Raw genomic sequence first — 23,459 nt, 5'->3', positions numbered from 1 at the left:
TCGCGTCACACGTCCCGCCCGTGGGTAATGTGACGCGTCACAAACGCAGTGCCCCGTCCATGTCCATGGGGGAATGGAGGAACAGTGGCCCTGTCGCCCGAAGCCCGCTCCCTGGCCGCGCGCTGCGAACCGAGAGTCAACGAACTCGCCCGCCGCATGGCTCGCGAGGCGTTCGAGGAACTGCCCGGATACGCCGAACTCCCGGATGATGTGAAGGACTTGGAGGTCGCCGCGACCGTCCGGCACGGCGTACGGCTCTTCCTGCGACGGGTCAGCGAGCCGGACCTGGCACAGCCCGGCAGTAACCGGCTGTTCCGCGAGCGTGCCGCTCAGCGGGCCGAGGAGGGCATGCCGCTGCACCTCCTCCTGCGCACCTACGCGCACGGCCTGTACGCCCTGTGGCAGGCCTTGCGCGACGTCGCGGGCCCCGGAGAGGAAGGCGCGCTGGTCGAACTCGCCGACGTCCTGCTGCAGTCGCACCCGGGGATCGTGGGCGCCGTGGCCGAGACGTATCTCGACGAGCGCTCCGCCCTGGAGGCCGAGCAGCGGGCCCAGGTCCGCTCCCTCGTGCGCGGCCTGCTCGACGGGATGGTCCCGCCCGGGCACGTCCTTTTGGACCAGCTCGGCCTCGAAGGGCCCGCTCTCGTACTGGCCCTCGGCCTCGACGCGGATCCCGCCGAGGGGCCGGTCGCCGTGCGGCGCAGGCTGCGGCGGCTGCAGACCGCCCTGGACCACACCTTCGGAGTGGAGGTGCTCGCGCTCCTGGAGGCCGACGGCGGGCGGGTCATCGTGCCCAAGGACTGCCCGGCCCCGGACGATCTGGCCGGCCGTCTCGCCAAGGCCGGCGGGTTCGAGGTCCGGGTGGCCGCCGTGCGGACGGCCGGCCCTGAGGAGGTGACCGCGGCGGCCCGCACCGCCACCGAGATCCTGCGCATCACGCGCGCGTGCGGCATCCCGGCCGGGCTGCACCGCCTGGACGACGTGCTCCTGGAGTACCACCTGTCCCGCCCCAGCGAGACGAGTCACCGGATAGCGGCCCTGCTCGACCCGGTGGCCGGCCGGCCCGAGCTCCTGGAGACCCTGCGCACTCATCTCGCCCACCAACAGGACCGCCGGGCGACAGCCGCCGCGCTCGGCCTGCACCCCAACACGGTCGACAACCGGCTCGCCCGCATCGGCGAGCAGACGGGCATCGACCTGGCGGCTCCGCGCGGGACGGCACTCGCCATCGCCGCGCTTCTACTGAGGGACGCGGTCGACGCCTCCTGAGGCGCCTCCCACGAAGACGTCAGGCGATCGGCCGCCCATACGCCCGCAGGGTGCGCAGCGCCTCGACCGTCACCACGGGGCGCGCCTCCAGCGCGATCACCGGAGCCCACTGGCGCCAGCGGATCGGCCACCCGCCGTCGTCCTGCTGCTCGCCCGTGAGGAAGTCCAGCGAGCGCGCCATCTCCTCATCCGTGAACCACGCGCGTGCCAGCGACTCCGGAGTCTTCGCATAGTCGTGCGGAAGATGGTGCTCACCCGGCGCGTACCCGGCCGCTACGGGGTACGCCTCCGGCCGCCCGGGATCGAGCAGCGCAAGCCGCTGCTCGCGCACGAGCCGGCCGAGCCGGTCGGCGGCCGCCTGCGCGCGCGGGCGGTCGGGGGCGCCGTCCAGGAAGGCCACGGCCGCCTCGATCTCGTAGGGATGGGACTTCTTCAGGGACTCGACCGCGGCCCAGCAGAAGTCGGTCGCCCGGAACAGCCACGCGTGCCACACCTGGTTGCGGTGCAGCAGGCCGACCACGGGGCCCGTGGCCAGCAGCTCGCTCGGTGGGTCGTCCACCACCGGCACGAAGGGCGCGCAGGGGTAGCCACGCTGGCTGGGATGGATCGCCGGGAGAGCGCCCTCGGCGGTCGACACGGACGTCAGATAGCGGCACACGCGCTCCACCCGCTGGCCGCTGCAGCGGCCGATCGAGTCGAGGACGCGCAGCGCCTGCCCGGTGTGCAGGGGCTGGCTCACCGGGCCGCGGAGATCGGGTTCGAGGGCGTGGCCGTAGCCCTCGTCCTCGTTGCGGTAGGCGGAGAGGGCGGTCTCGACGGCGTCTGCGCCCGCCCGGCCCGCGCCGAGAAAGTGGTAGGCGAAGCGTCGCTGTTCCAGCACGCGCGCGGTCAGCCAGACGAAGTGCTCGGCACGGGAGAGCGGGGAGGGCGCCGAGCTGGTCTGAGGGAGTGGGGATGCTCCGTTTTCGGCCATGCACCGACCGTAGGACGGAAAGCGTTCTCGGTGAGCCTTCCGTGCCGGGCTGCACTCTCAGGGGCGGGATACTGGTGTCATGCGGTTGACGGTCTTCTGGCAGCGGATGGCGGATCACTTCGGTCCTGGCTACGCCGACACATTCGCGCGTGATCATGTGATGACGGAACTCGGTGGGCGCACCGTGCACGAGGCGCTCGACGCCGGCTGGGAGGCGAAGGACGTGTGGCGTGCGGTGTGCGGCACGATGAATGTTCCGTCGGAGAACCGCTGACCTGCTCGAACGAGCGGGGGCGGTGACCGGCTGTCGGTGGCGTGGGCGAGACTGGCTCCGTGGCACCCACAGACGAGACCTTGCTGGCGACATCCGACGCCTCTCCGCCCGGCCGGACGCCCCCTGAGGGCGGGGCCGCGCGAGCGCGGATGCCGGGCTGGCTGCCGCGCGCCATGGTGCTCGCCCTGGCCCTCATCGCCTGTTTTCAGCTGGGCAGTTGGGCGTTCCACCAGCTCACCGGGCTGTTGATCAACGTATTGATCGCGTTCTTCCTGGCGCTCGCCGTGGAGCCTGCCGTCAGCTGGATGGCCGGGCGCGGCATGCGCCGGGGGATGGCCACCGGGGTCGTCTTCCTGGGCGTCATGGTCGCCGGCGCGGGTTTCGTGGTCCTGCTCAGCTCGATGCTCGCGGGCCAGATCGTCAGCATGGTCGAGGACTTTCCCGAGTACCTCGACTCGGTGATCAACTGGATCAACCAGACGTTCCACACGGACCTGAGCAGGGTCGCCGTCCAGGACAGTCTGCTCCACTCCGACTGGCTCCAGAAGTACGTGCAGAACAGCGCGAGCGGCGTCCTTGACGTGTCGGGGCAGGTCCTCGGAGGCCTGTTCCGGCTGCTGACGATACTGCTGTTCTCGTTCTACTTCGCCGCCGACGGCCCCCGGCTCCGGCGCGCCCTGTGCTCGGTGCTGCCGCCCGCCAAGCAGGCGGAGGTGCTGCGCGCCTGGGAGATCGCGGTCGACAAGACCGGCGGCTATCTCTACTCGCGCGGCCTGATGGCACTGATCTCCGGGATCGCGCATTACATCCTGCTCGAGGCCCTGGGCGTGCCCTACGCGCCCGTGCTCGCCGTCTGGGTCGGCCTGGTGTCCCAGTTCATCCCGACCATCGGCACGTATCTGGCGGGCGCCCTGCCCATGCTGATCGCCTTCACGGTCGACCCCTGGTACGCGCTGTGGGTGCTGATCTTCGTGGTCGTCTACCAGCAGTTCGAGAACTATGTGCTTCAGCCCAAGTTGACGGCGAAGACCGTGGACATCCATCCGGCGGTCGCCTTCGGCTCCGTCATCGCGGGCACGGCGCTCCTCGGCGCGGTCGGCGCGCTGATCGCCATCCCCGCGGTGGCGACGCTGCAGGCCTTCCTCGGGGCGTACGTGAAGCGCTACGACGTCACGGACGACCCGCGGGTGCACGGCCACCGCACCAGATCCGGTTCGTCACTCCTCGGGCGCATGCGGGCCGCCCTGCGCAGGCCGGACGATCCGCGGGCCGAAGTGGTGCCGGGGCCGGGAGCGGACGGGGAGAATGCTCGGGACGGCTCCCGGTAGACGGCTACCGACAGAGGGTGCTCAGTAGGTGATCGCCGCCCAGATCCCGGCGGCGGCGACCGCGGCCGCGTAGCAGGCGACCGCACCGCGCATCACGCCGTTCCTGGTCCTCTCGCTCCATGCCGTACGGGACATGAGCCAGGCCAGTGCGGGCAGGACGAGTACGGCGTGCAGGCTGACGCCGTGCAGCGGCTTGAGAGGCGCGGTCGAGTGGTAGGCCGCCTCCTGGTGGCCGGTCTTGGTGAGGATCACCCCGCGCGCGATCATCGCGGCGCCGGACGCCAGGGCGACGAGCAGAATCGCGAACCCCCACCGCAGTGCGAGCCGCATCCCCGTGGGCCCCGACGGCCGGCGCCGGAACGAGGCGACCGCGAACACGGAGAGCAGCACGACCAGGATCCCGCCGCCCACCGCGAGGGACATGGACACGGCGGTGTCGAAGCCGGACTCCATGTTGAGATGCGACGGCACCCGCCGCCAAGCCTGGAGGGTGATCCCGCCGACCTCCAGGACACAGTCGGCGGCGAACACGACGAGCAGGACGTTCCTGGTGCGGGCGCCGATCCGCAGATACGACGTCACCCAGGTGAGCGCGATCAGCGTCAGGCCGAAGGAGACCCCGAACGTGACCGGCTTGCGCCACGAGACGGGTCCGTCCCACGGCCCTCCGTCGACCGCGAAGACCAGCAGATGGGCGAGGCCGGAGAGGGTCAGAACTGCGCCGGTGGCGTAGCAGAGGCGCTCGGAAGGGCGGGTGGCGCGCCACAGGTCGCGTACCGCGCCGGACAGGGGGCGGCGGTCCCGTGGGTGCTCCGGGAGCTGGTCCTGCGGGATCCCCGGGCGGTGGTTCTGCACGTTCTCCATGGCACAAGCCTCGCGATCGGGGACCGTGCCGTCGTCCCCCGGCCGAAGGCACCGCTCGTACGCCGGGGGGAGTACCCGCCGGGCAGCAAGGCAGGTATCCGCGGGACTGTCGGTGATGGGCCGGGCTTCAGAGGGCGGCCGGGCCGGGCTCAAGAAGGCTGCCGGGTGGAGGCCGGGCTCTCGGTATGTCCGGCCCGGACGTCTCCAGGACGGTCAGGCCGAGAGCGGTGAGCTTCGACAGCTCGGCAGCGGCCTCGTATTTCTGCCACGACTTTCCGTCGTAGTGGAGGAAGAAGGTCGAGTGCCGCCGGTCTTCTCGGTGGCGGTGCTCACATGGGCTCTGTCGCGATCGATCGCCCATCCGTCGGTGGCACAGGCGGCGGCGACGTCCATGATCTCGGTGTCGTCGGACTCGCTGACGTACGCGCTGCGCCGGCTCTCCCCCTCCGGCAGGCCGGCGGACGGCGAGGCCGGGATGGGCGAAGCGGGCGTGGGCGAGGCCTTCCCGGAGCGCTCGTATCCCGCCCGCACCCCGCCAGAGAGAGGATGAGGGCGAAGGACAGCACCGCGGTCCTTGCGGTGCAGGGGCAAGGGCATCTACGGACCTCCAGGCCCCTCGGGGAGCCCCGGAGCCGCCTCGGGGAGCGCCAGAGTCCACGAGCCCCGCATCGCAGGGCGCGTGGTGTGCGTGGTGCGCTTGACACCAAAATCGAACATCCATTCTTATGGAGTGTCCGGCGGCTCTCTCCCCAGTGTTTTCGGGGATCTCGGTGGGAGTGGCCGGGCTGTGAGCCTCGAGTTATCCACAGGCGGACGGGCGTCGAGGCCGATTGTCAGTGGCAGGCGTTAGCGTCTTTGACGTGAAGCGATCGACTCAAGCAAATCGGGTGGAACCCATGGCAGGAACTGACCGCGAGAAGGCGCTCGACGCCGCGCTCGCACAGATTGAACGGCAATTCGGCAAGGGCGCAGTGATGCGCATGGGCGAGCGGCCGAATGAGCCCATCGAGGTCATCCCCACCGGGTCGACCGCGCTCGACGTGGCCCTCGGCGTCGGCGGCCTGCCGCGGGGCCGTGTGGTGGAGGTGTACGGCCCGGAGTCCTCCGGTAAGACGACCCTGACGCTGCACGCAGTGGCGAACGCCCAGAAGGCCGGCGGCTCGGTGGCCTTCATCGACGCCGAGCACGCGCTGGACCCCGAGTACGCCAAGAAGCTCGGCGTGGACATCGACAACCTGATCCTGTCCCAGCCGGACAACGGTGAGCAGGCGCTCGAGATCGTCGACATGCTGGTCCGCTCCGGCGCGCTCGACCTGATCGTCATCGACTCCGTCGCCGCCCTGGTGCCGCGCGCGGAGATCGAGGGCGAGATGGGCGACTCGCACGTGGGTCTGCAGGCCCGTCTGATGAGCCAGGCGCTCCGGAAGATCACCAGCGCGCTCAACCAGTCGAAGACCACCGCGATCTTCATCAACCAGTTGCGCGAGAAGATCGGCGTCATGTTCGGCTCGCCGGAGACGACGACCGGTGGCCGCGCGCTGAAGTTCTACGCCTCGGTGCGACTCGACATCCGCCGCATCGAGACGCTGAAGGACGGCACCGACGCGGTCGGTAACCGCACGCGCGTCAAGGTCGTCAAGAACAAGGTCGCGCCGCCCTTCAAGCAGGCCGAGTTCGACATCCTCTACGGCCAGGGCATCAGCCGCGAGGGCGGCCTGATCGACATGGGCGTGGAGAACGGCTTCGTGCGCAAGGCCGGCGCCTGGTACACGTACGAGGGTGACCAGCTCGGCCAGGGCAAGGAGAACGCGCGCAACTTCCTGAAGGACAACCCCGACCTGGCCAACGAGATCGAGAAGAAGATCAAGGAGAAGCTGGGCGTCGGTGTGAAGCCGGAGGCGCCCACGGCCGAGCCCGGTGCCGACGCGGCGGGTGCCACCCCCGCCGAGGACGCGGCCAAGTCGGTGCCCGCGCCCGCGAGCAAGGCCACCAAGTCCAAGGCCGCGGCGGCCAAGAGCTAGTCCGTGACGCGACGAACCGACTGGGCCGATCACGCCTACCCCGCCTCTCCGACGGATCTGGGCGACGGGGGCCCGGGTGACCCGGACGGGCACGGGGCGCCGCGTGACGGCGACGGACCGAGTGACGGCGACGGGGCATGGGGCGGTGGCGGTACCCGTGGCAGCGGGCGCAGCCGTCGGCGGCGCGGCGGCTTCGGCGAAGCTGCCGGAGGGCAACAGGACAGCGGCTCCCCGTCCTCGTCGAGGGCTGAGAAGGGGGAGCCGCCTGCGGACCCGGCGGAGCGGGCGCGCGGCATCTGCCTGCGCCTGCTCACCGGGCAACCGCGCACGCGCAAGCAGCTCGCCGACGCGCTGGCGAAGCGGGACATCCCCGATGAGGTGGCGGAGGAAGTGCTGTCCCGCTTCGAGGAGGTCGGTCTGATCAATGACGGCGCCTTCGCGGATGCCTGGGTGGAGTCTCGCCATCACGGCCGGGGGCTGGCCCGGCGGGCGCTCGCCCGGGAGCTGCGGACCAAGGGGGTGGACTCGGCGGTGATCGACGAGGCCGTCGGGCAGCTCGACTCCGAGCAGGAGGAGGAGACCGCCCGCGAGCTCGTGGCCCGCAAGCTCCGCTCCACACGTGGCCTCGACCGCGACAAGCGCCTGCGCCGCCTCGCGGGCATGCTCGCCCGCAAGGGATACCCGGAGGGCATGGCGCTCAGGGTGGTCCGTCAGGCCGTGGAGGAAGAGGGCGAGGAGACCGAGGACCTCGGGCTGGGAGATTTCTGAGCTCCCCCCCGTCGGGGGACTTCCGAGCCCCTGGGCGAGGGGATTTCTGAGCTCCCCCTGGTGAGGGGCTTTCGAGCCGACGCGGCGATTGCGGCCGCGTCCGCCTGGCGAGGGGCTTTCGAGCTCGGCCGGGTGAATGGGTTGCTGAGCTCCGCCGGGTGAGGGAGAGGGCGGCGTCGGTACGGGGGTCCGACGCCGAACTCGCCCTCACCCAGGTGGGGTTAACCCCCGGGTCATGACGCCTGGTCGCCGCAGTGCACAGGGATGTGTGCACAGGCGAGTGTGTACGCATGACACCGGAACCCGGCTCCGCCACTCCCGCCGGCGGCCAGGAGCTGAGCGATCTCAGCGCTCTGAAGGCGCTGGCTCAGCCCCGCCGCCAGCAGATCCTCCAGCACCTCACCCTCCACGGCCCCGCGACCTCCGCGATGCTGGCCCGCGACCTCGGGATGAACACCGGCGCCACCAGCTACCACCTGCGTGAGCTGGCCCGCTACGGATTCACCGAGGAGAGCTCGACCCAGGGCCGGAGCGTGGGTGGGCGTGAGCGCTGGTGGCGAGCCGTCCCGGGTGACCGCCGCTTCCCGCCCCGGAGCCGCCAGAACCCCGAAACCCGGCTCGTCATGGACGAGTTGAACCACCTCTCGTACGCCGCCGACCTCGAACTCTTCGAGCGGCTCCAGCGGCAGGGGCAGGACCTGGGGGAGTGGGCCGACGCCTTCCCCTACTCGCGCGGCACGATCCGGCTCACGCTGCCCGAACTCCGCGCGTTCTTCGAGGAGTTCATCGACCTCCTCAACCGCTACAAGCGCCCCGACAGCGAGACACCGGACGGCGCACGCACCGTCCTGACCCGCTTGCTCGCCTTCCCGGCGCCGGCCCGCGCCGATGACGCACGCGCCGACGGCACCCGCCTCGACGGCACCCGCGCCGACGGCGCTCCGGCGCACCAGGCTCCGGAGCACCGGCCCTCCGCCGGCGACCCCCCGGCGCGCCAGGATCCGGCGTACGAGGCTCCCGCCGCCGACCCCCCGGCGCACCAGGCTCCCGCCGGCGGAAGTCAGGCCCCGGCCGAGGAAATCCCGGCCCCCCACACCACCACAGAGACGGACACGCCATGATGCTGCGCTACGCACTGCACACCGTCCGGGACCGCAAAGGGGGGTTCCTCGGTGCCTTCCTCGCCCTCATGTGCGCGGCCGCCCTCATCACGGCCTGCGGCACCCTTCTGGAGACCGGTCTGCGCGGCACCATCCGCACCGAGCGGTACGCGGCCGCCCCCGTAGTCGTCTCCGCCGACCAGAACGTCCACAAGACCACGGTCAAGCACAAGAAGGGCAAGACCAAGGTCAAGCACAAGGCCAAACCCATTGCCGAGCGGGCCTGGTTGCCCGAGGACACCGCGGGACGGCTCCGCGACCTCCCGGGCGTCGAGCGGATCGTCCCCGAACTCACCTTCCTGGCACAGCCCTTGGCGCCCGGAGCCGCCGCCCCCGACAGGCCCGCGTACGGCCACGCCTGGGACTCCGCCGCGCTGACCCCCTACGCCCTGACAGCCGGGACCCCACCCGCCAAGTCCCAAGACCTCGTAGTGGACCGGGACCTGGCGGACCGTGCCCACCTGACGCCCGGAGACAGCCTCACCGTCCAGTCCACCCAAGCTCCGCGCACCTACCGCGTCACCGGGATCGCCGCGCCCGCCGGGCATGCGTCAGTGACTCACCAGACCTCCCTGTTCTTCACCACTTCGGAGGCCCGCCGCCTCGCCGACCACCACGGCCAGGTCACCGCCCTCGGCGTCATCCCCGCCCCCGGCCAGAAGCCGGCAGAGCTGGCGCGTGCCGTCGCCAAGGCACTCGACGGCACGACCGCCCAGGTCACCACCGGCGACGCCCGTGGCCCCGTCGAGTTCCTCGACGCAGCGGGTGCCCGCATCAAGCTCGTCAGCATGGGTGGCGCGATGGGCGGCACCTCCCTCCTCGTCGCGGTCCTCGTCGTCGTCGGCACCTTCGCGCTCTCCGTTCAGCAACGCCACCGCGAACTCGCCCTGTTGCGCGCCATCGCGGCCACGCCCGGGCAGATCCGCAAGCTCCTGGGCCGTGAGGCGCTCATCGTCGGCGCCGCCGCGGGTGTCCTCGGCTCCCTCGCCGGGCTTCCTCTCGGAGGGTGGCTGTATCACCGGTTCGTCGAACTCGGAGCGGTGCCGCCGACCCTCGAACGGACCGTCAGTGTCTTCCCGTTGTTCGCGGCCGTCGGCGCCACGCTCCTCGGAGCCTGGGCCGCCGCCCGGATCTCGGCCCGGCGCATCGCCCGTATCCGCCCGGCTGAAGCACTCACGGAGGCCAGGGCCGAGCGTGCCCGGCCGGCCTGGGGTCGCGTCGCAGCCGGGATCGCGCTTCTCGCGGGCGGCGCTGTCCTCGTCGCCGTACTCAGCGTGCTGCGTACCGAACCGGCGTCAACTCCCGTGACGTTCCTGGCTGTTGTCGTCCTCACCTCCTCCGTCGCACTGCTCGGCCCGCTCCTCGTGAAGGGCGCAGCGGTCCTCCTGGCCGGACCGTTGCGCCTCACCGGGCCCGGCGGCAAGCTGGCCGTCGCCAACCTCCGCGGCAACGCCGCCCGCATGGCCGCCGCCGTCACCCCGCTCGCCCTCCTCATCGGCATGACCTGCACCGTCCTCTTCACCCAGCCGACCCTGGGCAACGCGGCACGGGCTCAGGCGCGCGAAGGGATCCGGGCCGACTGGATCGTCGCGGCCCAAGGCCCCGGCGTCCCCGCCGAGGCCGCACGCAGGCTCCGTACCGCCAAGGGCACCGTCGCGACCGAGGTCGTCCGTACCACCGTGCGCGTAGGACTCGACAAGTACCCGGCTCAGGGCGTCACCCGCGAAGGCCTCACACGTACGTGGGACCCGGACGTCACCGCGGGATCACTGAAGGGCTTCCGGCGGGACGGCGTCGCCGTCAGCGAACTCGCCGCCGATCAGCTCCACGTGAAGCCAGGCGGCAGGCTGAAGCTGACACTCGGGGACGGCACGCCGGCCACCCTCATCGTGGCGGCCGTCTACGCGAAGGGTCTCGGCTTCGGCGATCTGACCCTGGCCCATGACCTGGTGGCCCGGCACGTCGACAATCCCCTCGCCTCCTCCGTGCTCGTCAGGACCAGCCGTACACAGGAACAACTCACGAGCACCGTCCGGGAGTTCCCCGGTCTGCGCGTCCTCGCTCCCGAGGCGGCCGACGACCTGCAGGCCGAACGCCAGCAGGACAACGCCGAGGTCAACCTCCTCGCCATGGGCCTGATCCTCGCGTTCACCGCGATCGCCGTCGTCAACACCCTCGCGATGTCGGTCTCCGAACGCATCCGGGAGTTCGCGATGCTCCGCCTCGCCGGCGCCACCCGCCGTCAGGTCCTGAGGATGCTGCGCACCGAGGCCCTCGCCGTGCTGTTCATCGGCACGGCCCTGGGCAGCGGTATCGCACTGGCCGTCCTGTCGGCGTTCAGCGTCGGCATGACCGGCAGCGCCGCCCCCGCCGTCACACCCCTCGTCTACGTGGCAGTGGTCGCCGCCGCCGGACTCCTCGCGCTCACCGCGACCGCGCTGCCCGGCCGCGCCGCCCTGAGGCCCCGACCGGTAGAGGTGGCAACAGCCAAGGAGTAAGGGGCAGTACGCAATGGTGGGCGCCCCTTACACCGGGGGCGCCCACCCTCACGTACTCCTGCAGCCGCACGCGACCGTCACCCGGCCACCGGCAGCCCCGCCGCCTTCCACGCCTGGAAGCCGCCGACCAGATCCGTGGCCCGGTGCAGCCCCAACTGCCGCAGGGAGATCGCGGCGAGGCTCGACGCGTAGCCTTCGTTGCAGACGACCACGACGCGCAGATCGTGGCTCGTGGCCTCGGCCGCGCGATGGCTGCCCTGCGGATCGAGCCGCCACTCCAGTTCGTTGCGCTCCACCACGAGTGCTCCGGGTATCAGCCCGTCCCGCTCGCGCAGCGCCGCGTAGCGGATGTCGACGAGGAGCGCGTCGCCCGCCGTGGCGGCCGTGTACGCCTCATCGGCCTCGACCCGGTCCAGGCCGAGGCGCACCCGGTCGAGCAACTCGTCGATGCCCTCGGGCCGTTCACCGCGCGACCCGCTCACATCACTCACCCCAGCAGTCACGTCACCCACCCTGTCCCCTCCGCTCACTGCCAGTCCTCCGGCCGCTCGACCGTCTCGAGCCGCAGCACCGCGCCCGTGCGGCTGTAGCGGCGGATCTGCGGGAGCGGCGGGTGGTAGGCGTGCACGGAGATCGCGTGCTCGCTCGTGTTCTCGTTGAGAACCTCGTGCACATGGTGCTGCCCGAAGGCCCTGCCCTGGCCCGCGGCCAACGTCCGTTCGCGGTCCACGTCTTCGGACAGCTCGAGCGTCTTCCAGCCGTCGGCGGGCAGCCGGGCCGCGAGTGAGTGCTCCTTGAGCTCGCCCGACGCCGTGAGGAAGGCGCCGACGGATTCGGCGTGGTCGTGCCAGCCGGTGCCGGTGCCGGGCGGCCAGCCGATGAGCCAGGCCTCGCTGCCGCCGGGCCCTTCGAGCCGCACCCATGTGCGGCCCTCGGGGTCCAGCGGGAGCGAGGCGATGAGTTCGTGGTCCTCGGCGGTACGGCGTACGAAGTCGAGGAGGTCACGCTGCGTGGGCGCGGTGGTCACCAGGGAAGGGTTGGCTGAGACAGACACGGACACCGTCCTGAAGGTTCGCGGAAAGCGCGCGGGAAGGCCCAGAAGAACCGGTGAACCCGGGGAAAGGGGGGCGCGCAGAGGGGAGAGGCGAATTCAGCAGGACGGGCGACACACGCAGCCCACATAGCGGACGAGGTCCATATGGACCCTCCGCCACAGGCGCACATCGGTGTCGGTCATGCTCCGGAGTAGACCATGGCGGAGGGGGTCGGTCAACTTGTTCGGGCGGCGCTCCCGGCCTTCGCGCCGTCCTCCACGGGCCCCCCGAGCGCGGCTTGCGCGGCCGCGTACAGCTGAGCGGGATGCACCCCGCTCAGGGCCGTGACCAGGTGGCCGTCCGGGCGCACAAGCAGAACGGAGTGCGCCAGGGCGCCCGGGTAACTCTCCGCGACCAGCAGCTCCGCCTCGTGCGGCAGGGCCGTGACGGCGGCCGCCAGCCGTGGCATGACCCCGGCCGAGACCCAGTGCCGCCGCTCCCACACACCCGTGCCGGGCGCGATCAGGACGACGAGCAGGTGCCCGAGGCCGAGCCGGTCGCGCAGCCGGACGAAGGACCCGTCGGGGGCCGTGACCCGCACGTCCCGGACGGGCGCGCCCGGAGCCGTACCCACGTCGACCGCCGCCTCGGAGGGCTCCGGCGCGAGAGGCGATTCGGCGTACGCCCCCGGAGCGCCCAGCGCCCCGTGCCCCAGATGGCCGTCCGTGAGCAGCGCGTCATGGCCGCGTGTGGATCCGGCGACGTACGAGCGCAGCCCCTTGCCGCCCCGCAGTATCGGCAGTGCCTGGTCGGCGGCGCGCAGGCGGCCCGCGACGACGGCGCGGCGCTCGGCCTGATAGCTGTCGAGGAGCGACTCGTGCGGGCCGTCGTGCCAGGCGAGGGCCAGCTTCCAGGCGAGGTTGTCCGCGTCCCGCAGGCCCTCGTCGAGGCCCTGGGTGCCGAGCGCGCCGAGCAGGTGCGCCGCGTCCCCGGCGAGGAAGACCCGGCCGACCCGCCACCGCCGGGCCAGGCGGTGGTGAACCGTGTGCACCCCTGTGTCCAGCAGCTCGTAGGGCGGTGTCGAGCCGGCGCACCAGCCGGCCAGCGTCTCCCGGATGCGGGTCACCAGGATGTCGGGCGTGACCAGCTCGCTGCGGGGCGGCAGCAGCCAGTCGAGGCGCCATACGCCGTCGGCGAGGGGGCGGCCGACGACCTCCCCGCCGGACAGGCCCGACGTCCGCCAGGGAAGGCTCCGATGAAGCAACGCCTCGCCGGGCCAGGGAAGGTCCGTGCGCAGCGCGGCGACGGCGTGCCGCTCGACGGACGTGCGGCCGGGGAAGCGGATGTCGAGCAGCTTGCGGACCGTGGAGCGCGGGCCGTCGCAGCCCACCAGGAAGCTCCCGCGCCACCAGGTGCCCTTCGGGCCGCGGGTGTGCGCGGTCAGTGCGCCGCTCTCCTGCTCGATCGAGTCGAGACGGCTGTTCACGGCGATCTTGATGAGCCGCTCGCCGGCGGCGGCCTCCCGCAGGGCGCCCGTCAGCTCGTGCTGGGCCAGATGCAGGGGTGAGGGCATCTGCTCACCGAAGGTGAGCTCCCGCATCACCTGTTTGCGCCGCAGGGAACGCCAGCCGGTCCAGCGTGAGCCGGTCGCGTCGAACGACGTCCGGGCGAGCCGCTCCACGAGGGCGGCGGTGTCCTCGCGGAGGATCACGGTCCGTGCGGGGCGCTGTTCGTCCTTGCCGGGGCCCTCGTCGAGCACGACGGAGGGCACGCCTTGGCGGGCGAGAGCGAGGGAGAGCGTGAGCCCGACGGGGCCGGCGCCGACGACGATCACCGGGTCCACGGCGCGGCTCCTCCTGCCCCGGGGAGTGCTGTGGGAGGCGTACAAGAAAGGGCAGTTGGAGCGGGGTGCGCGATCACAGAACGTATGCAACCCATTGCGGGTGCTTGCGTCAAGTGACGGAGGCAGTGGCGATCATGCCACTGCCTCCGTTTGCTCACATCTCGTCAGTTCTTCTGCAGAGCGGGTCAGTCGGTCCCGTCCACGACGGAGGGCTCGGTGGCGGCCGCCACCGCGATGCCCGTCTTCGCGCGACGGCCGCGCCGCTCGATCCAGGTGGCGAGCCCGGCCAGGGCCAGACACAGTGCCACGTAGATCGCGCCGACGACGATGACCACCGCGGTGATGGGGTTCTCGCCGTTGACGATGATGTTGCTGGCCATCGTGCGGGCCGCGAACAGCAGCTCGCTGTACGTGATGATGTAGCCGAGCGAGGTGTCCTTGAGGGTCACCACGAGCTGGCTGATCATCGTCGGCAGCATGGAGCGCACGGCCTGCGGCAGCAGCAGCATCGTCATGACCTGCGACTTACGCAGCCCCAGCGCGTACGCGGCTTCCACCTGTCCGCGCGGCACGGCGTTGACGCCCGCCCGGATCACCTCGGCCTGCACACAGCCGTTGTAGACGGTCAGGCCGATGACCAGCGCCCAGAAGGCGGTGTTGTCGCCGACGACGCCGAGCCCGTTCTTGTAGGTCAGGAACAGGAACCACAGGGCGTAGATCGTGATCAGCAGCGGGATCGCGCGGAACAGTTCGATGAAGCCCGTGGCGGCCCAGCGGACCGTCTTGTGCTCGGACAGGCGCGCGACGGCCAGGAGCAGGCCGAGCACCAGGGAGAGCACGCCGGCGACGGCGAACACCTTCAGTGTCGTGACCACGCCGTCGCGGATGCTCGTCCGGACACCGGCGTTGTTGAAGATGTTCCAGACCTCGGGCTCCAGCTGCCCCTTGACGTTCATCCGGTAGAGGGTGAACGCGATCAGGCCGAGCACGGCCAGGGAGCCCACGACCGTGTAGATGCGGTTGCGCACCCGGGCCTTGGGGCCCGGTGCGTCGTACAGGACGCTCGAACTCATCGTGCGACCCCCATGCGCCGCTCGAGCAGCCGGAAGAGACCGCTGATGGTGAAGGTGATGACCAGGTAGCCGAGAGCCACCCAGAGGAAGATCCAGGCGATGGCGAAGCCCTGGTCGCTGAGCAGCTTCTGCACGCCGAACAGCTCGGTGACACTGAACGCGCCCGCGATCGCCGAGTTCTTCGTCAGCGCGATGAAGATCGAGCTGAGCGGCGGCAGGACGGTGCGGGTGGCCTGCGGAAGGATGATCAGGCGCAGCGTCTGGAAGAAGGTCATTCCGATGGACCGGGCGGCCTCGGCCTGCCCCAGCGGCACCGTGCTGATGCCGGACCGGACGGCCTCGCACACGAACGCCGAGGTGTAGAAGCCCAGCGCCATGAGGGCCTTGGCCCACGGGCTGAGGCCCGGCATGAAGATGACCGGAACGACGAACCACGCCACAAGGAAGAGCAGGGTCAGCGGGGTGTTCCTGAAGAGCGTGACCCAGGCGGTGCCGAAGAAGCGCAGCGGGGGCACGGGTGAGACACGGAACCCGGCGATGATGACACCCAGGACCATCGCGAGGAGCCCGCTGGCCAGGGTCAGCAGGACGGTGCCTATGAACCCCTCGCGGAATTCCGCGAGATGGTCGAGCAATACGTTCACGGGGATGTCCTCGTGGGCGGCGGCGGACAGGCAGCGAGGGCCGTGCCACGGGCGCACTGTGCGGTTGCGCCCGTGGCGGGCCGGTCACTGCCGGGGGGTCGTACGGTGCGGGCCGGGGCCCGCACCGTCAGCGCGTCAGTAGCGCTCGAGCGCCGGCGGCGCGGTGTACGCGGACTTGGACAGGCCGAGCGTCGCGTCGTACGCCTTCTTGTAGTCGCCGTTCTTCTCGTGCGCCTCGATGGCCTTCGAGACCGCCTCGCGCAGCACCTTGTCGTCCTTGTTCATGCCGACGCCGTAAGGCTCCTCGGTGAACGGCTTGCCGACGACCTTCAGCTTGCCCGGGCGCTGGGCGGCGTAGCCCTTGAGGATCGCGTCGTCGGTGGTGACGGCGTCGACCTCGTTGTTGAGCAGCTGCTGCACACACTCGGAGTACTTGGACAGCTCGACGGTCTTGGCGCCGTACTTGGACTTCTTGATCTCCTGGAGCGGGGTCGAGCCCTTGATGGAGCAGACCGTCTTGCCCTTGACGGAGTCCGGGCCCGTGATGCCCTTCTCGTCGCCGCGGACGAGGAGGTCGGCGCCGGCCATGAAGTACGGGCCGGCGAAACCGACCTGCTTCTTGCGCTCGTCGTTGATCGTGTACGTGCCTACGTAGAGGTCGACCTCGCCCTTGGAGATGGTCGTCTCACGGACGTTCGAGTCGATCGTCTTGAACTCGACCTGCGACGGCTTGAAGCCGAGGTCGGCGGCGACCATCTTGGCGATCTCGATGTCGAAGCCGGAGCGCTTGCCGTCGGTGTCCTGGAAACCGAGGTACGGCTGGTCGTTCTTGGCGCCGATGACGATCTTTCCGGCCTTCTGCGCCCGCTTCAGCGTCGCGGAGTCCAGCTTCACGCCAGAGGCGACCGTGTACGTGGGCAGCTTCGGCTGGTCCTTGCCGCCGGCGCCGCCGGCGGGCTTGTCACCGGCGTTGCCGGAGTCTCCGCCGCACGCGGTGGCGGCGAGGGCGAGCACGGCGACAGTGGCCGCCGCGGCGGCGGACTTGCGGAGCTTCATGGGGAATATCCTTAGTGTCGGCAGAATTCGGCCGTGGGAAAGTCGGACGCCCGTGCGTCGGCGTCAGTGGTGCAGGATCTTCGACAGGAAGTCCTTGGCCCGGTCGCTGCGCGGGTTGCTGAAGAACTGGTCGGGGGTGGCCTCTTCGACGATCCGTCCGTCCGCCATGAAGACCACGCGGTTGGCCGCCGAGCGCGCGAAGCCCATCTCGTGGGTGACGACGATCATCGTCATGCCGTCACTGGCGAGCTGCTGCATGACCTCGAGGACCTCGTTGATCATCTCCGGGTCGAGGGCCGACGTCGGCTCGTCGAAGAGCATGATCTTGGGGTCCATCGCCAACGCCCGTGCGATCGCGACGCGTTGCTGCTGCCCGCCGGAGAGCTGCGCGGGGTACTTGTCCGCCTGCGTGCCGACGCCCACCCGGTCGAGCAGGGTGCGCGCCTTGGCCTCGGCCGCCTTCTTGTCCGCCTTGCGGACCTTGATCTGCCCCAGCATCACGTTCTCGAGCACGGTCTTGTGCGCGAAGAGGTTGAAGGACTGGAAGACCATGCCCACGTCCGCGCGGAGGCGGGCCAGCTCCTTGCCCTCCTGGGGCAGCGGCTTGCCGTCGATCGTGATGGCACCCGTGTCGACGGTCTCCAGGCGGTTGATCGTGCGGCACAGCGTCGACTTGCCGGAGCCCGAGGGTCCGATGACGACGACGACCTCACCACGCGCGATGGTCAGGTCGATGTCCTGCAGCACGTGCAGCGCGCCGAAGTGCTTGTTGACTTGGTTCAGCACGACCAGCTCGTCGGCCGCGGGAATGGCGTCCTTGGTCACCGATACATCGGTCATCGGGGTCTTGCTCCATCCTCCTCGGTTGGGAGGACAGTAGTAATGCCGTACAACCAGCGTCATTACATCTGAGGGGAACTTGAGCATAACGATCCGGCTTCAACCGGCCACGATGTGTGAAGAGGGTGCCTCTGCGCGTACCGGCTGGATAACGGAAGGGGCCGGTAACCGGAACGCTCTTGACGGCGTCCTTATGTTTCGGAGTGGATGCCCTGGTGAGCCGCACGCGCGTGCACGAATAGCGCCCGCCGGAGTGCCGGGGCCGAACGACCGATGAACCGAAGGGGGCCGTGATGAGACTGCTTCTCGTCGAGGACGACGACCATGTCGCCGCCGCTCTGTCGGCGGTCCTCGCCCGGCACGGCTTCGACGTGAGGCACGCCCGCAGCGGCGAGGAGGCGCTCCGGGCGCTCGTCCCCGAGGCGGACGCCTTCGGAGTCGTACTCCTCGATCTCGGCCTGCCCGACCAGGACGGCTACGAGGTGTGCGGCAAGATCCGCAAGCGCACGTCGACACCGGTGATCATGGTGACCGCGCGCGCGGACGTACGTTCCCGCATCCACGGCCTCAACCTCGGCGCCGACGACTACGTGGTGAAGCCGTACGACACCGGGGAGCTGCTCGCCCGCATCCACGCGGTCAGCCGGCGCAGCGTGCCGGACGAGACCTCCGCGTCGGCCGAGGACGGTCTGCGGCTCGGGTCCGTGCACATCGAACTGCCCACCCGCCAGGTCAGCGTGGACGGTTCGGTTGTCCAACTGACCCGCAAGGAGTTCGACCTCCTGGCGCTGCTCGCGCAGCGCCCCGGGGTGGTGTTCCGCCGGGAACAGATCATCAGCGAGGTCTGGCGCACCAGTTGGGAGGGGACGGGCCGCACGCTGGAGGTGCATGTCGCGTCCCTGCGCTCCAAGCTGCGCATGCCCGCCCTCATCGAGACCGTGCGCGGCGTCGGGTACCGGCTCGTCGCGCCGGCCGCCTAGAGGCCGCGGGTGCGCGCTCGCCTCCTCCCGCTGCTCATCGTCCTCATGGCGGGCGTGCTGCTCGCGCTCGGCTTCCCGCTCGCCGTGAGCGTGGCGGCCGCCCAGCAGCAGAAGGTCGTCGTCGACCGCATCGACGACACGGCACGCTTCGCCGCGCTGGCCCAGTTCGTCACCAAGCGCTCGACGGGTTCCCGCGTGCGCGTCACGGACGAGCGCCAGCAGACCCTGCAGAACGAACTCACCCGCTACTACGAGGTGTACGGGATCCGCGCGGGCGTCTTCTACCGCAACAGCGACCCCATGGGGCGCGCCCCGGACGGCTGGCAGCTGCCCCGCGACGGAGTCGTGCGCGAGGCCTTCGACGAGGCCCTGTTCTCGCGCGGCAGCCACGACCCCCAGCAGGTGTGGCCCTGGCAGCGCGGCCGACTCGTGGTCGCCTCACCGGTCATCAGCGACGGCGACGTCGTCGCGGTCGTCGTCACCGACTCGCCCACCGGCAAGATGCGCTCCAAGACGCTCCAGGGATGGCTGCTCATCGCGGCGGGCGAGGCGGCCGCGATGCTCCTGGCCGTCGGCGCCGCGCTGCGGCTGACGGGCTGGGTCCTGCGGCCCGTGCGCGTCCTCGACGCGACCACCCACGACATCGCCACCGGACGCCTGAAGTCCCGCGTCGCCTCGGCCGGCGGACCGCCGGAACTCCAGCGCCTGGCCCGGTCGTTCAACGAGATGGCCGACAACGTCGAGGACGTCCTGGAGCAGCAGCGCGCCTTCGTCGCCGACGCCTCGCACCAACTGCGCAATCCGCTCGCCGCCCTGCTCCTGCGCATCGAACTCCTGGCCTTCGAACTGCCCGAGGGGAACGAGGAGATCGCCTCGGTGCGCACGGAGGGCAAGCGGCTCGCCTCGGTCCTCGACGACCTCCTCGACCTGGCCCTCGCCGAACACACCGAGGCGGACCTGCGGCTCACGGACATCGGCGAGCTGGTGACCGAACGCGTGGGCGCCTGGCGGCCGGTCGCCGACGAGAAGGGCGTGACGCTGAGCGAGGACTGCCCCGCGGTCACCGGCTGGGCGGACCCCGTGACGCTGTCGAGCGCTCTGGACGCGGTGATCGACAACGCCCTGAAGTTCACCCCCTCCGGCGAGGAGGTGAAGGTCTGCGTCGCCCGTAACGGAGAGTCCACGGAGATCGTGGTCGCGGACCGGGGCCCGGGCCTGCGCGAGGACGAACTCGCGCGGATCGGCGACCGGTTCTGGCGCAGCGCCGGCCACCAGAACGTCAAGGGCTCGGGCCTCGGCCTGTCCATCTCGCGGGCGCTGCTCGCGGCGGGCGGCGGCTCCATCACGTACGCCCCTCACGAGCCGCACGGGCTGCGCGTGACGGTGGCGGTGCCCCGGACCCATCGGGAAGGCTGAGGCGGCGGGTCAGGGCCCTACGGCTTCACCGAGCGGTAGTAGCGGCGGGCGCCCTCGTGCAGTGCCAGCGGGTCCGTGTAGAGCGCCGTCCGCAGGTCGACGAGCTGCGCCGCGTGCACCTGCGTGCCGATGTGATCGCGGCTGTCTATCACCGTGCGCGTCAGCGCCTCCGTGAGGCGGGGGTCCGCACGGTCCGTCGTGACCAGCAGGTTCGCCACGGCCAGCGTGGGCACCGAGACACCCTGCTGCGCGTCCGGATAGGCGTCCGCGGGCATCACCGCGGCCCGGTAGTAGCGGGACGCGCCGCCCTGCTTGTGCAGCGCGTCGACGAGGTTGCCGAGCTCGACGAGACGGATGGGGTACTTCTCCGACAGCTTGCGCACATGGGTCGTCGGCAGGCCGCCTGACCAGAAGAAGGCGTCGATGTCGCCGTCCTTGAGCGCCTGGGGCATACCGTCGATCCCGGTGGAGACCGGCTTCATGTCCTTCTCCAGGTCGAGACCGGCGGCCTCGACCACGCGCTCCGCGATGAGCCGTACCCCGGAACCCCTGCCACCCACGGCGACCCGGAGGCCGCGCAGGTCCTTGACCGACCTGATCGACGACGAGCGGGGCACGACCAGCTGCACGTAGTCGTCGTACAGGCGGGCGCAGCCGCGCAGCCGGTCCCCTCCGGCGCCGCCCTGAAGCTTGTACTTCTCCACGGCGTCGGCGGCCGCGATCGTGAAGTCGGCCTTCCCCGTGGCGACCCGCTCGACGTTCTCCTGGGACCCCTCGCTGTTCGTCAGGCGCACGTCGAGGTCCGGCAGGTCATGGCCGAGCGCGGTCTTGAGGAGATTGCCGTAGCGCTCGTACACCCCGGTCCGCTGGCCCGTACTGATGGTCACGCTGCCCCCCGGCCTCCCGTCGTCCAGCGGCAGCAGCCACCACAGGAGCAGCCCGAGGACCACGAGGGCGGCGGCCGAGCCCTCCAGGGCTCGGCGCCTGCTGATACGGGGGAGGGCCTTGGACATGCGGGCGATCCTGCCATTTCACTCACCGTGCTGGCCAGGGGCGCCGGCCGGTCACCGCGAGCGCCTCTCCAGTGACGCTGCAGCCGCGCCCGGCAGGCTGATGCCGACGACGGGCGGCCGGAAGGGCCGCCGCGAAGGGAGTTCGCCATGTCTCAGTCCGTCGGGACCCTCCGCCAGCAGGTCACGGGTGACCTGTACGCCGAGGTGCAGACGTTCTACGCCCAGCAGATGCGACGGGTCGACGCCCTGGACATCGAGGGCTTCGCCGACACGTTCACCGACGACGGGGAGGTCGTCCACGCGGGCGGTCAGCGTCAGAGCGGCCGGGTGGAGATGATCGCCGGGATGCGCGCCAACCTGCCGCGTTACAAGGACATCGCCGTACGCCACTGGTTCGGCCACCTCCTCATAGAGGCCGACCCCCAGGACGGGGACACCATCCGGGTCTCCTACTACACGCTGGTCACCCAGACCGACCGCGAAGGGAAGGTCTCCTTCCAGCCGACGTTCACCGTCGACGACGTGCTCGTGCGCCGCGACGGCGGGCTGCTGACCCGCTCCCGCGTCATCCACCGCGACAGCCCGGTCGCCCCGGCGGCTTCCTGACCGGCCGGTACCCGGACGTCCGGCACATGGCCGAGGGGCCCCCTCGACAGGGGCCCCTCGGCCATGTGCCGGACCGGTGACTCGTCCGGGGCGGCAGCTCAGTCGATGCTCCGGCAGATGTGCGGTTCACTCCCGTCGTCGTCGAGGTCCCCTGCCAGCAGCAGAGGTATCCGGCACGGCACTCCATGGAGCTCGAGGTACGACGGCAGTGCCACCTGCGTCTCGCGGTCCAGCAGAATCGTCTCCATCGACGACTCCTTTCAGTACGGCGGTTTCGGCTCAGTACGTGGGTTTCGGCCTCTCGGGTGTGAGGTCAGGCGTGGCAGGACGGCAGGGCGCCGTGGAAGGCGACCATTTCTTTGAAGGACGCCGCGACATCGATACGGGCGCCCGGTGCCAGTCCCTCGAGTTCTGCGTACGCGCGGTGCAGGTTTCCGACCAGGCGCTCGGAGTCCAGGAGCCCGGAGAACGCGCCGAGGTCCGCTTCCCGGGCCGCCTGGAGCGGGCCCACGCCGCGCCGCAGGCCGTCCCGCGCAAGGTCCTGGAGCCAGCGGACGTACGACTCCGTCGCGTCGAGGAGCTCGGGGCCGCCGACCGGACCGTGCCCGGGGACGACCACGGAGGCACCGAGGGCGCGCATCCGCTCCAGGGCCCGCAGCGAGCCGGTGACCGAGCCCATCAGGATGTACGGGGTCACCCCCGACCACACCACGTCGCCGGTGAACAGTACGCCGCGCTCCGGCACCCAAGCGATCACGTCGTTCGCGGTGTGGGCGGGGCCCACGTGGAGGAGCTCGGTGCGCAGACCGCCGTCCGCGTGCAGGGTGAGCTCGTCCCGGAAGGTGAGCGTGGGCAGCGTCAGCGGGGTCTCGCCCCACTCGACGTCCGGCCACAGGTGGCGCAGGCCGAGGCCCGCCTCCTGCGTGTCGGACCGCGTGCCCTCGTGCGCCACCACGGCCGCACGCGGTGCGAACTGGCCGTTGCCGAAGGTGTGGTCGCCGTGGAAGTGGGTGTTGACGACGTAGTCCGGGCCGCCCGGCACGACGCGCTCCACCTCCTCCCTCAGCCGACGGGTGCGGGATTCGGTCGCCGCGGTGTCGATCAGGACTGCCTGGCCGCCGCCGGCGACGAGACCGGCGTTGTTCAGGCACCAGCCGCCCTCCGGCTGGACGAAGGCGTACACCCCGTCGGCGACCTGCCGCAGCCGGCCCGGCGCCGCCACCGAGGACGTTGTGGTCGTCGTCACGCGGCCGCCCCCCGCTGCTCGTCGGACGACAGGCGGCCGAACGTGCCCTGGTGGAACAGGAGCGGGTCCGGGGACGAGGAGCCGCCGGAAAGGGCGACGACCCGGCCGATCAGCAGCGTGTGGTCGCCGGCCGTGTATTCCGCGTCCAGCACGCACTCGACGTACGTCTCCGAGGCGGGCAGTACGGCGTTGCCGGTGACGCCCTCCTCGGCACCGAGTCGCAGCATCGCGGCGCGGCCCTCCGGCCGGTCGGGCCGGCAGAACTCCACCGCCAGATCACGCTGCGCCTCGGCGAGCACGTTCACGGCGAAACTGCCCGAGCTCGATATCCGCGGGCGCATCCGGCCGGAGGCCTTGACGGACACCAGGATCAGCAGCGGGTCGAGCGAGACCGAGGTCAGGGTGTTGAGCGTCATCACGACGGTCTCGTCGCCGCTCCCCTGGGTGAGCAGGGTGACGCCCGTCGGGAATCGGGCCATCGCGGCCCGGAACGCGGCCACGTCGGGTTCGGCCAGCAGCGCGCCGGCGGTCACAGCAGTCATGTCAGACACTC

General features: G+C 70.9%; 25 protein-coding genes. 11 read left to right on the top strand and 14 right to left on the bottom strand.

Annotated elements, in window-relative coordinates:
- Nucleotides 1–84 precede the first annotated feature (84 nt).
- On the top strand, nucleotides 85–1,269 hold the full coding sequence (locus OG758_RS17190) for a PucR family transcriptional regulator (RefSeq protein ID WP_326710836.1): 1,185 nt from the start codon (nucleotides 85–87) through the stop codon (nucleotides 1,267–1,269).
- 19 nt (nucleotides 1,270–1,288) lie between these two features.
- Here OG758_RS17190 and OG758_RS17185 read toward each other — a convergent pair whose 3' ends face one another.
- Nucleotides 1,289–2,242 carry a hypothetical protein gene (locus tag OG758_RS17185; protein ID WP_326710835.1) on the bottom strand — a complete coding sequence of 318 codons (954 nt, stop codon included), beginning with the start codon at nucleotides 2,240–2,242 and terminating at the stop codon, nucleotides 1,289–1,291.
- A gap of 79 nt (nucleotides 2,243–2,321) precedes the next feature.
- Between OG758_RS17185 and OG758_RS17180 the strand changes: the two genes are divergently transcribed.
- Both OG758_RS17180 and OG758_RS17175 read left to right on the top strand, forming a co-directional pair.
- On the top strand, nucleotides 2,322–2,516 hold the full coding sequence (locus tag OG758_RS17180; protein WP_116509123.1) for a DUF3046 domain-containing protein: 195 nt from the start codon (nucleotides 2,322–2,324) through the stop codon (nucleotides 2,514–2,516).
- A 59-nt stretch (nucleotides 2,517–2,575) separates the two neighbouring features.
- Nucleotides 2,576–3,844: an AI-2E family transporter gene (locus OG758_RS17175; protein WP_326710834.1), complete on the top strand. Its 1,269-nt coding sequence runs from the start codon at nucleotides 2,576–2,578 to the stop codon at nucleotides 3,842–3,844.
- Nucleotides 3,845–3,865: 21 nt separating this feature from the next.
- Here OG758_RS17175 and OG758_RS17170 read toward each other — a convergent pair whose 3' ends face one another.
- Nucleotides 3,866–4,708, bottom strand: a complete 843-nt coding sequence (locus tag OG758_RS17170; RefSeq protein ID WP_326710833.1) for a hypothetical protein — start codon at nucleotides 4,706–4,708, stop codon at nucleotides 3,866–3,868.
- Nucleotides 4,709–4,835: 127 nt separating this feature from the next.
- Nucleotides 4,836–5,069 (bottom strand): hypothetical protein, encoded by a 234-nt coding sequence (locus OG758_RS17165; protein WP_326710832.1) that lies wholly within the window; start codon nucleotides 5,067–5,069, stop codon nucleotides 4,836–4,838.
- Nucleotides 5,070–5,075: 6 nt separating this feature from the next.
- On the opposite strand from OG758_RS17165, the gene OG758_RS17160 reads away from it, so the two are divergent.
- The 5 genes from OG758_RS17160 to OG758_RS17140 all read left to right on the top strand — a co-directional run bounded on the left by OG758_RS17160 (nucleotide 5,076) and on the right by OG758_RS17140 (nucleotide 11,155).
- The gene (locus tag OG758_RS17160; protein WP_326710831.1) at nucleotides 5,076–5,258 is read left to right on the top strand and encodes a hypothetical protein; all 183 of its coding nucleotides are present in this window, start codon (nucleotides 5,076–5,078) and stop codon (nucleotides 5,256–5,258) included.
- Between the two features lie 346 nt (nucleotides 5,259–5,604).
- The gene (gene recA / locus OG758_RS17155) at nucleotides 5,605–6,729 is read left to right on the top strand and encodes a recombinase RecA (RefSeq protein ID WP_326710830.1); all 1,125 of its coding nucleotides are present in this window, start codon (nucleotides 5,605–5,607) and stop codon (nucleotides 6,727–6,729) included.
- 3 nt (nucleotides 6,730–6,732) lie between these two features.
- Nucleotides 6,733–7,497: a recombination regulator RecX gene (gene recX / locus OG758_RS17150; RefSeq protein WP_326710829.1), complete on the top strand. Its 765-nt coding sequence runs from the start codon at nucleotides 6,733–6,735 to the stop codon at nucleotides 7,495–7,497.
- A 290-nt stretch (nucleotides 7,498–7,787) separates the two neighbouring features.
- Entirely contained in the window at nucleotides 7,788–8,618 is an 831-nt protein-coding gene (locus OG758_RS17145) for a helix-turn-helix domain-containing protein (RefSeq protein ID WP_326710828.1), read from the top strand.
- Complete coding sequence (locus tag OG758_RS17140) at nucleotides 8,615–11,155, top strand: FtsX-like permease family protein (RefSeq protein WP_326710827.1); 2,541 nt, start codon at nucleotides 8,615–8,617, stop codon at nucleotides 11,153–11,155. The genes OG758_RS17145 and OG758_RS17140 overlap by 4 nt, the downstream gene beginning before the upstream one ends.
- Nucleotides 11,156–11,232: 77 nt before the next feature.
- Here OG758_RS17140 and OG758_RS17135 read toward each other — a convergent pair whose 3' ends face one another.
- The 7 genes from OG758_RS17135 to OG758_RS17105 all read right to left on the bottom strand — a co-directional run bounded on the left by OG758_RS17135 (nucleotide 11,233) and on the right by OG758_RS17105 (nucleotide 17,645).
- Complete coding sequence (locus tag OG758_RS17135) at nucleotides 11,233–11,658, bottom strand: rhodanese-like domain-containing protein (protein ID WP_326710826.1); 426 nt, start codon at nucleotides 11,656–11,658, stop codon at nucleotides 11,233–11,235.
- Nucleotides 11,659–11,681: 23 nt separating this feature from the next.
- Nucleotides 11,682–12,215: a cysteine dioxygenase gene (locus OG758_RS17130; RefSeq protein WP_326710825.1), complete on the bottom strand. Its 534-nt coding sequence runs from the start codon at nucleotides 12,213–12,215 to the stop codon at nucleotides 11,682–11,684.
- Between the two features lie 209 nt (nucleotides 12,216–12,424).
- Nucleotides 12,425–14,032: an FAD-dependent monooxygenase gene (locus tag OG758_RS17125; protein ID WP_326710824.1), complete on the bottom strand. Its 1,608-nt coding sequence runs from the start codon at nucleotides 14,030–14,032 to the stop codon at nucleotides 12,425–12,427.
- A gap of 185 nt (nucleotides 14,033–14,217) precedes the next feature.
- Nucleotides 14,218–15,105: an amino acid ABC transporter permease gene (locus tag OG758_RS17120; protein ID WP_326710823.1), complete on the bottom strand. Its 888-nt coding sequence runs from the start codon at nucleotides 15,103–15,105 to the stop codon at nucleotides 14,218–14,220.
- Nucleotides 15,102–15,749: an amino acid ABC transporter permease gene (locus tag OG758_RS17115; RefSeq protein WP_116509108.1), complete on the bottom strand. Its 648-nt coding sequence runs from the start codon at nucleotides 15,747–15,749 to the stop codon at nucleotides 15,102–15,104. The genes OG758_RS17120 and OG758_RS17115 overlap by 4 nt, the downstream gene beginning before the upstream one ends.
- 135 nt (nucleotides 15,750–15,884) lie before the next feature.
- Nucleotides 15,885–16,805, bottom strand: coding sequence for a glutamate ABC transporter substrate-binding protein (locus tag OG758_RS17110; RefSeq protein ID WP_326710822.1), 921 nt, complete (start codon nucleotides 16,803–16,805; stop codon nucleotides 15,885–15,887).
- A 63-nt stretch (nucleotides 16,806–16,868) separates the two neighbouring features.
- A complete protein-coding gene (locus OG758_RS17105; RefSeq protein ID WP_326710821.1) occupies nucleotides 16,869–17,645 on the bottom strand; it encodes an amino acid ABC transporter ATP-binding protein in 777 nt (258 codons plus the stop codon).
- A 293-nt stretch (nucleotides 17,646–17,938) separates the two neighbouring features.
- On the opposite strand from OG758_RS17105, the gene OG758_RS17100 reads away from it, so the two are divergent.
- Together OG758_RS17100 and OG758_RS17095 are read left to right on the top strand one after the other, a co-directional pair.
- Entirely contained in the window at nucleotides 17,939–18,625 is a 687-nt protein-coding gene (locus OG758_RS17100; RefSeq protein WP_326710820.1) for a response regulator transcription factor, read from the top strand.
- A gap of 9 nt (nucleotides 18,626–18,634) precedes the next feature.
- Nucleotides 18,635–20,041, top strand: a complete 1,407-nt coding sequence (locus OG758_RS17095) for a HAMP domain-containing sensor histidine kinase (RefSeq protein WP_326710819.1) — start codon at nucleotides 18,635–18,637, stop codon at nucleotides 20,039–20,041.
- 17 nt (nucleotides 20,042–20,058) lie between these two features.
- Here the strand turns inward: OG758_RS17095 and OG758_RS17090 are convergent, their stop codons facing one another.
- Complete coding sequence (locus OG758_RS17090; RefSeq protein WP_326710818.1) at nucleotides 20,059–21,054, bottom strand: TAXI family TRAP transporter solute-binding subunit; 996 nt, start codon at nucleotides 21,052–21,054, stop codon at nucleotides 20,059–20,061.
- A gap of 147 nt (nucleotides 21,055–21,201) precedes the next feature.
- Here OG758_RS17090 and OG758_RS17085 point away from each other — a divergent pair, with 147 nt between their 5' ends.
- Entirely contained in the window at nucleotides 21,202–21,660 is a 459-nt protein-coding gene (locus OG758_RS17085; protein ID WP_326710817.1) for a nuclear transport factor 2 family protein, read from the top strand.
- Between the two features lie 98 nt (nucleotides 21,661–21,758).
- Here the strand turns inward: OG758_RS17085 and OG758_RS17080 are convergent, their stop codons facing one another.
- The 3 genes from OG758_RS17080 to OG758_RS17070 all read right to left on the bottom strand — a co-directional run bounded on the left by OG758_RS17080 (nucleotide 21,759) and on the right by OG758_RS17070 (nucleotide 23,448).
- The gene (locus OG758_RS17080) at nucleotides 21,759–21,908 is read right to left on the bottom strand and encodes a hypothetical protein (RefSeq protein ID WP_326710816.1); all 150 of its coding nucleotides are present in this window, start codon (nucleotides 21,906–21,908) and stop codon (nucleotides 21,759–21,761) included.
- Between the two features lie 65 nt (nucleotides 21,909–21,973).
- The gene (locus OG758_RS17075; protein WP_326710815.1) at nucleotides 21,974–22,906 is read right to left on the bottom strand and encodes an MBL fold metallo-hydrolase; all 933 of its coding nucleotides are present in this window, start codon (nucleotides 22,904–22,906) and stop codon (nucleotides 21,974–21,976) included.
- A complete protein-coding gene (locus OG758_RS17070) occupies nucleotides 22,903–23,448 on the bottom strand; it encodes a flavin reductase family protein (protein WP_326710814.1) in 546 nt (181 codons plus the stop codon). The genes OG758_RS17075 and OG758_RS17070 overlap by 4 nt, the downstream gene beginning before the upstream one ends.
- Nucleotides 23,449–23,459 lie beyond the last annotated feature (11 nt).

Source organism: Streptomyces sp. NBC_01474 (assembly GCF_035918215.1).
GTDB classification, from domain to species: domain Bacteria; phylum Actinomycetota; class Actinomycetes; order Streptomycetales; family Streptomycetaceae; genus Streptomyces; species Streptomyces aureus.
Note: the sequence above shows the minus strand (reverse complement) of the source record. Positions and strands in the feature narration are given on the sequence as shown.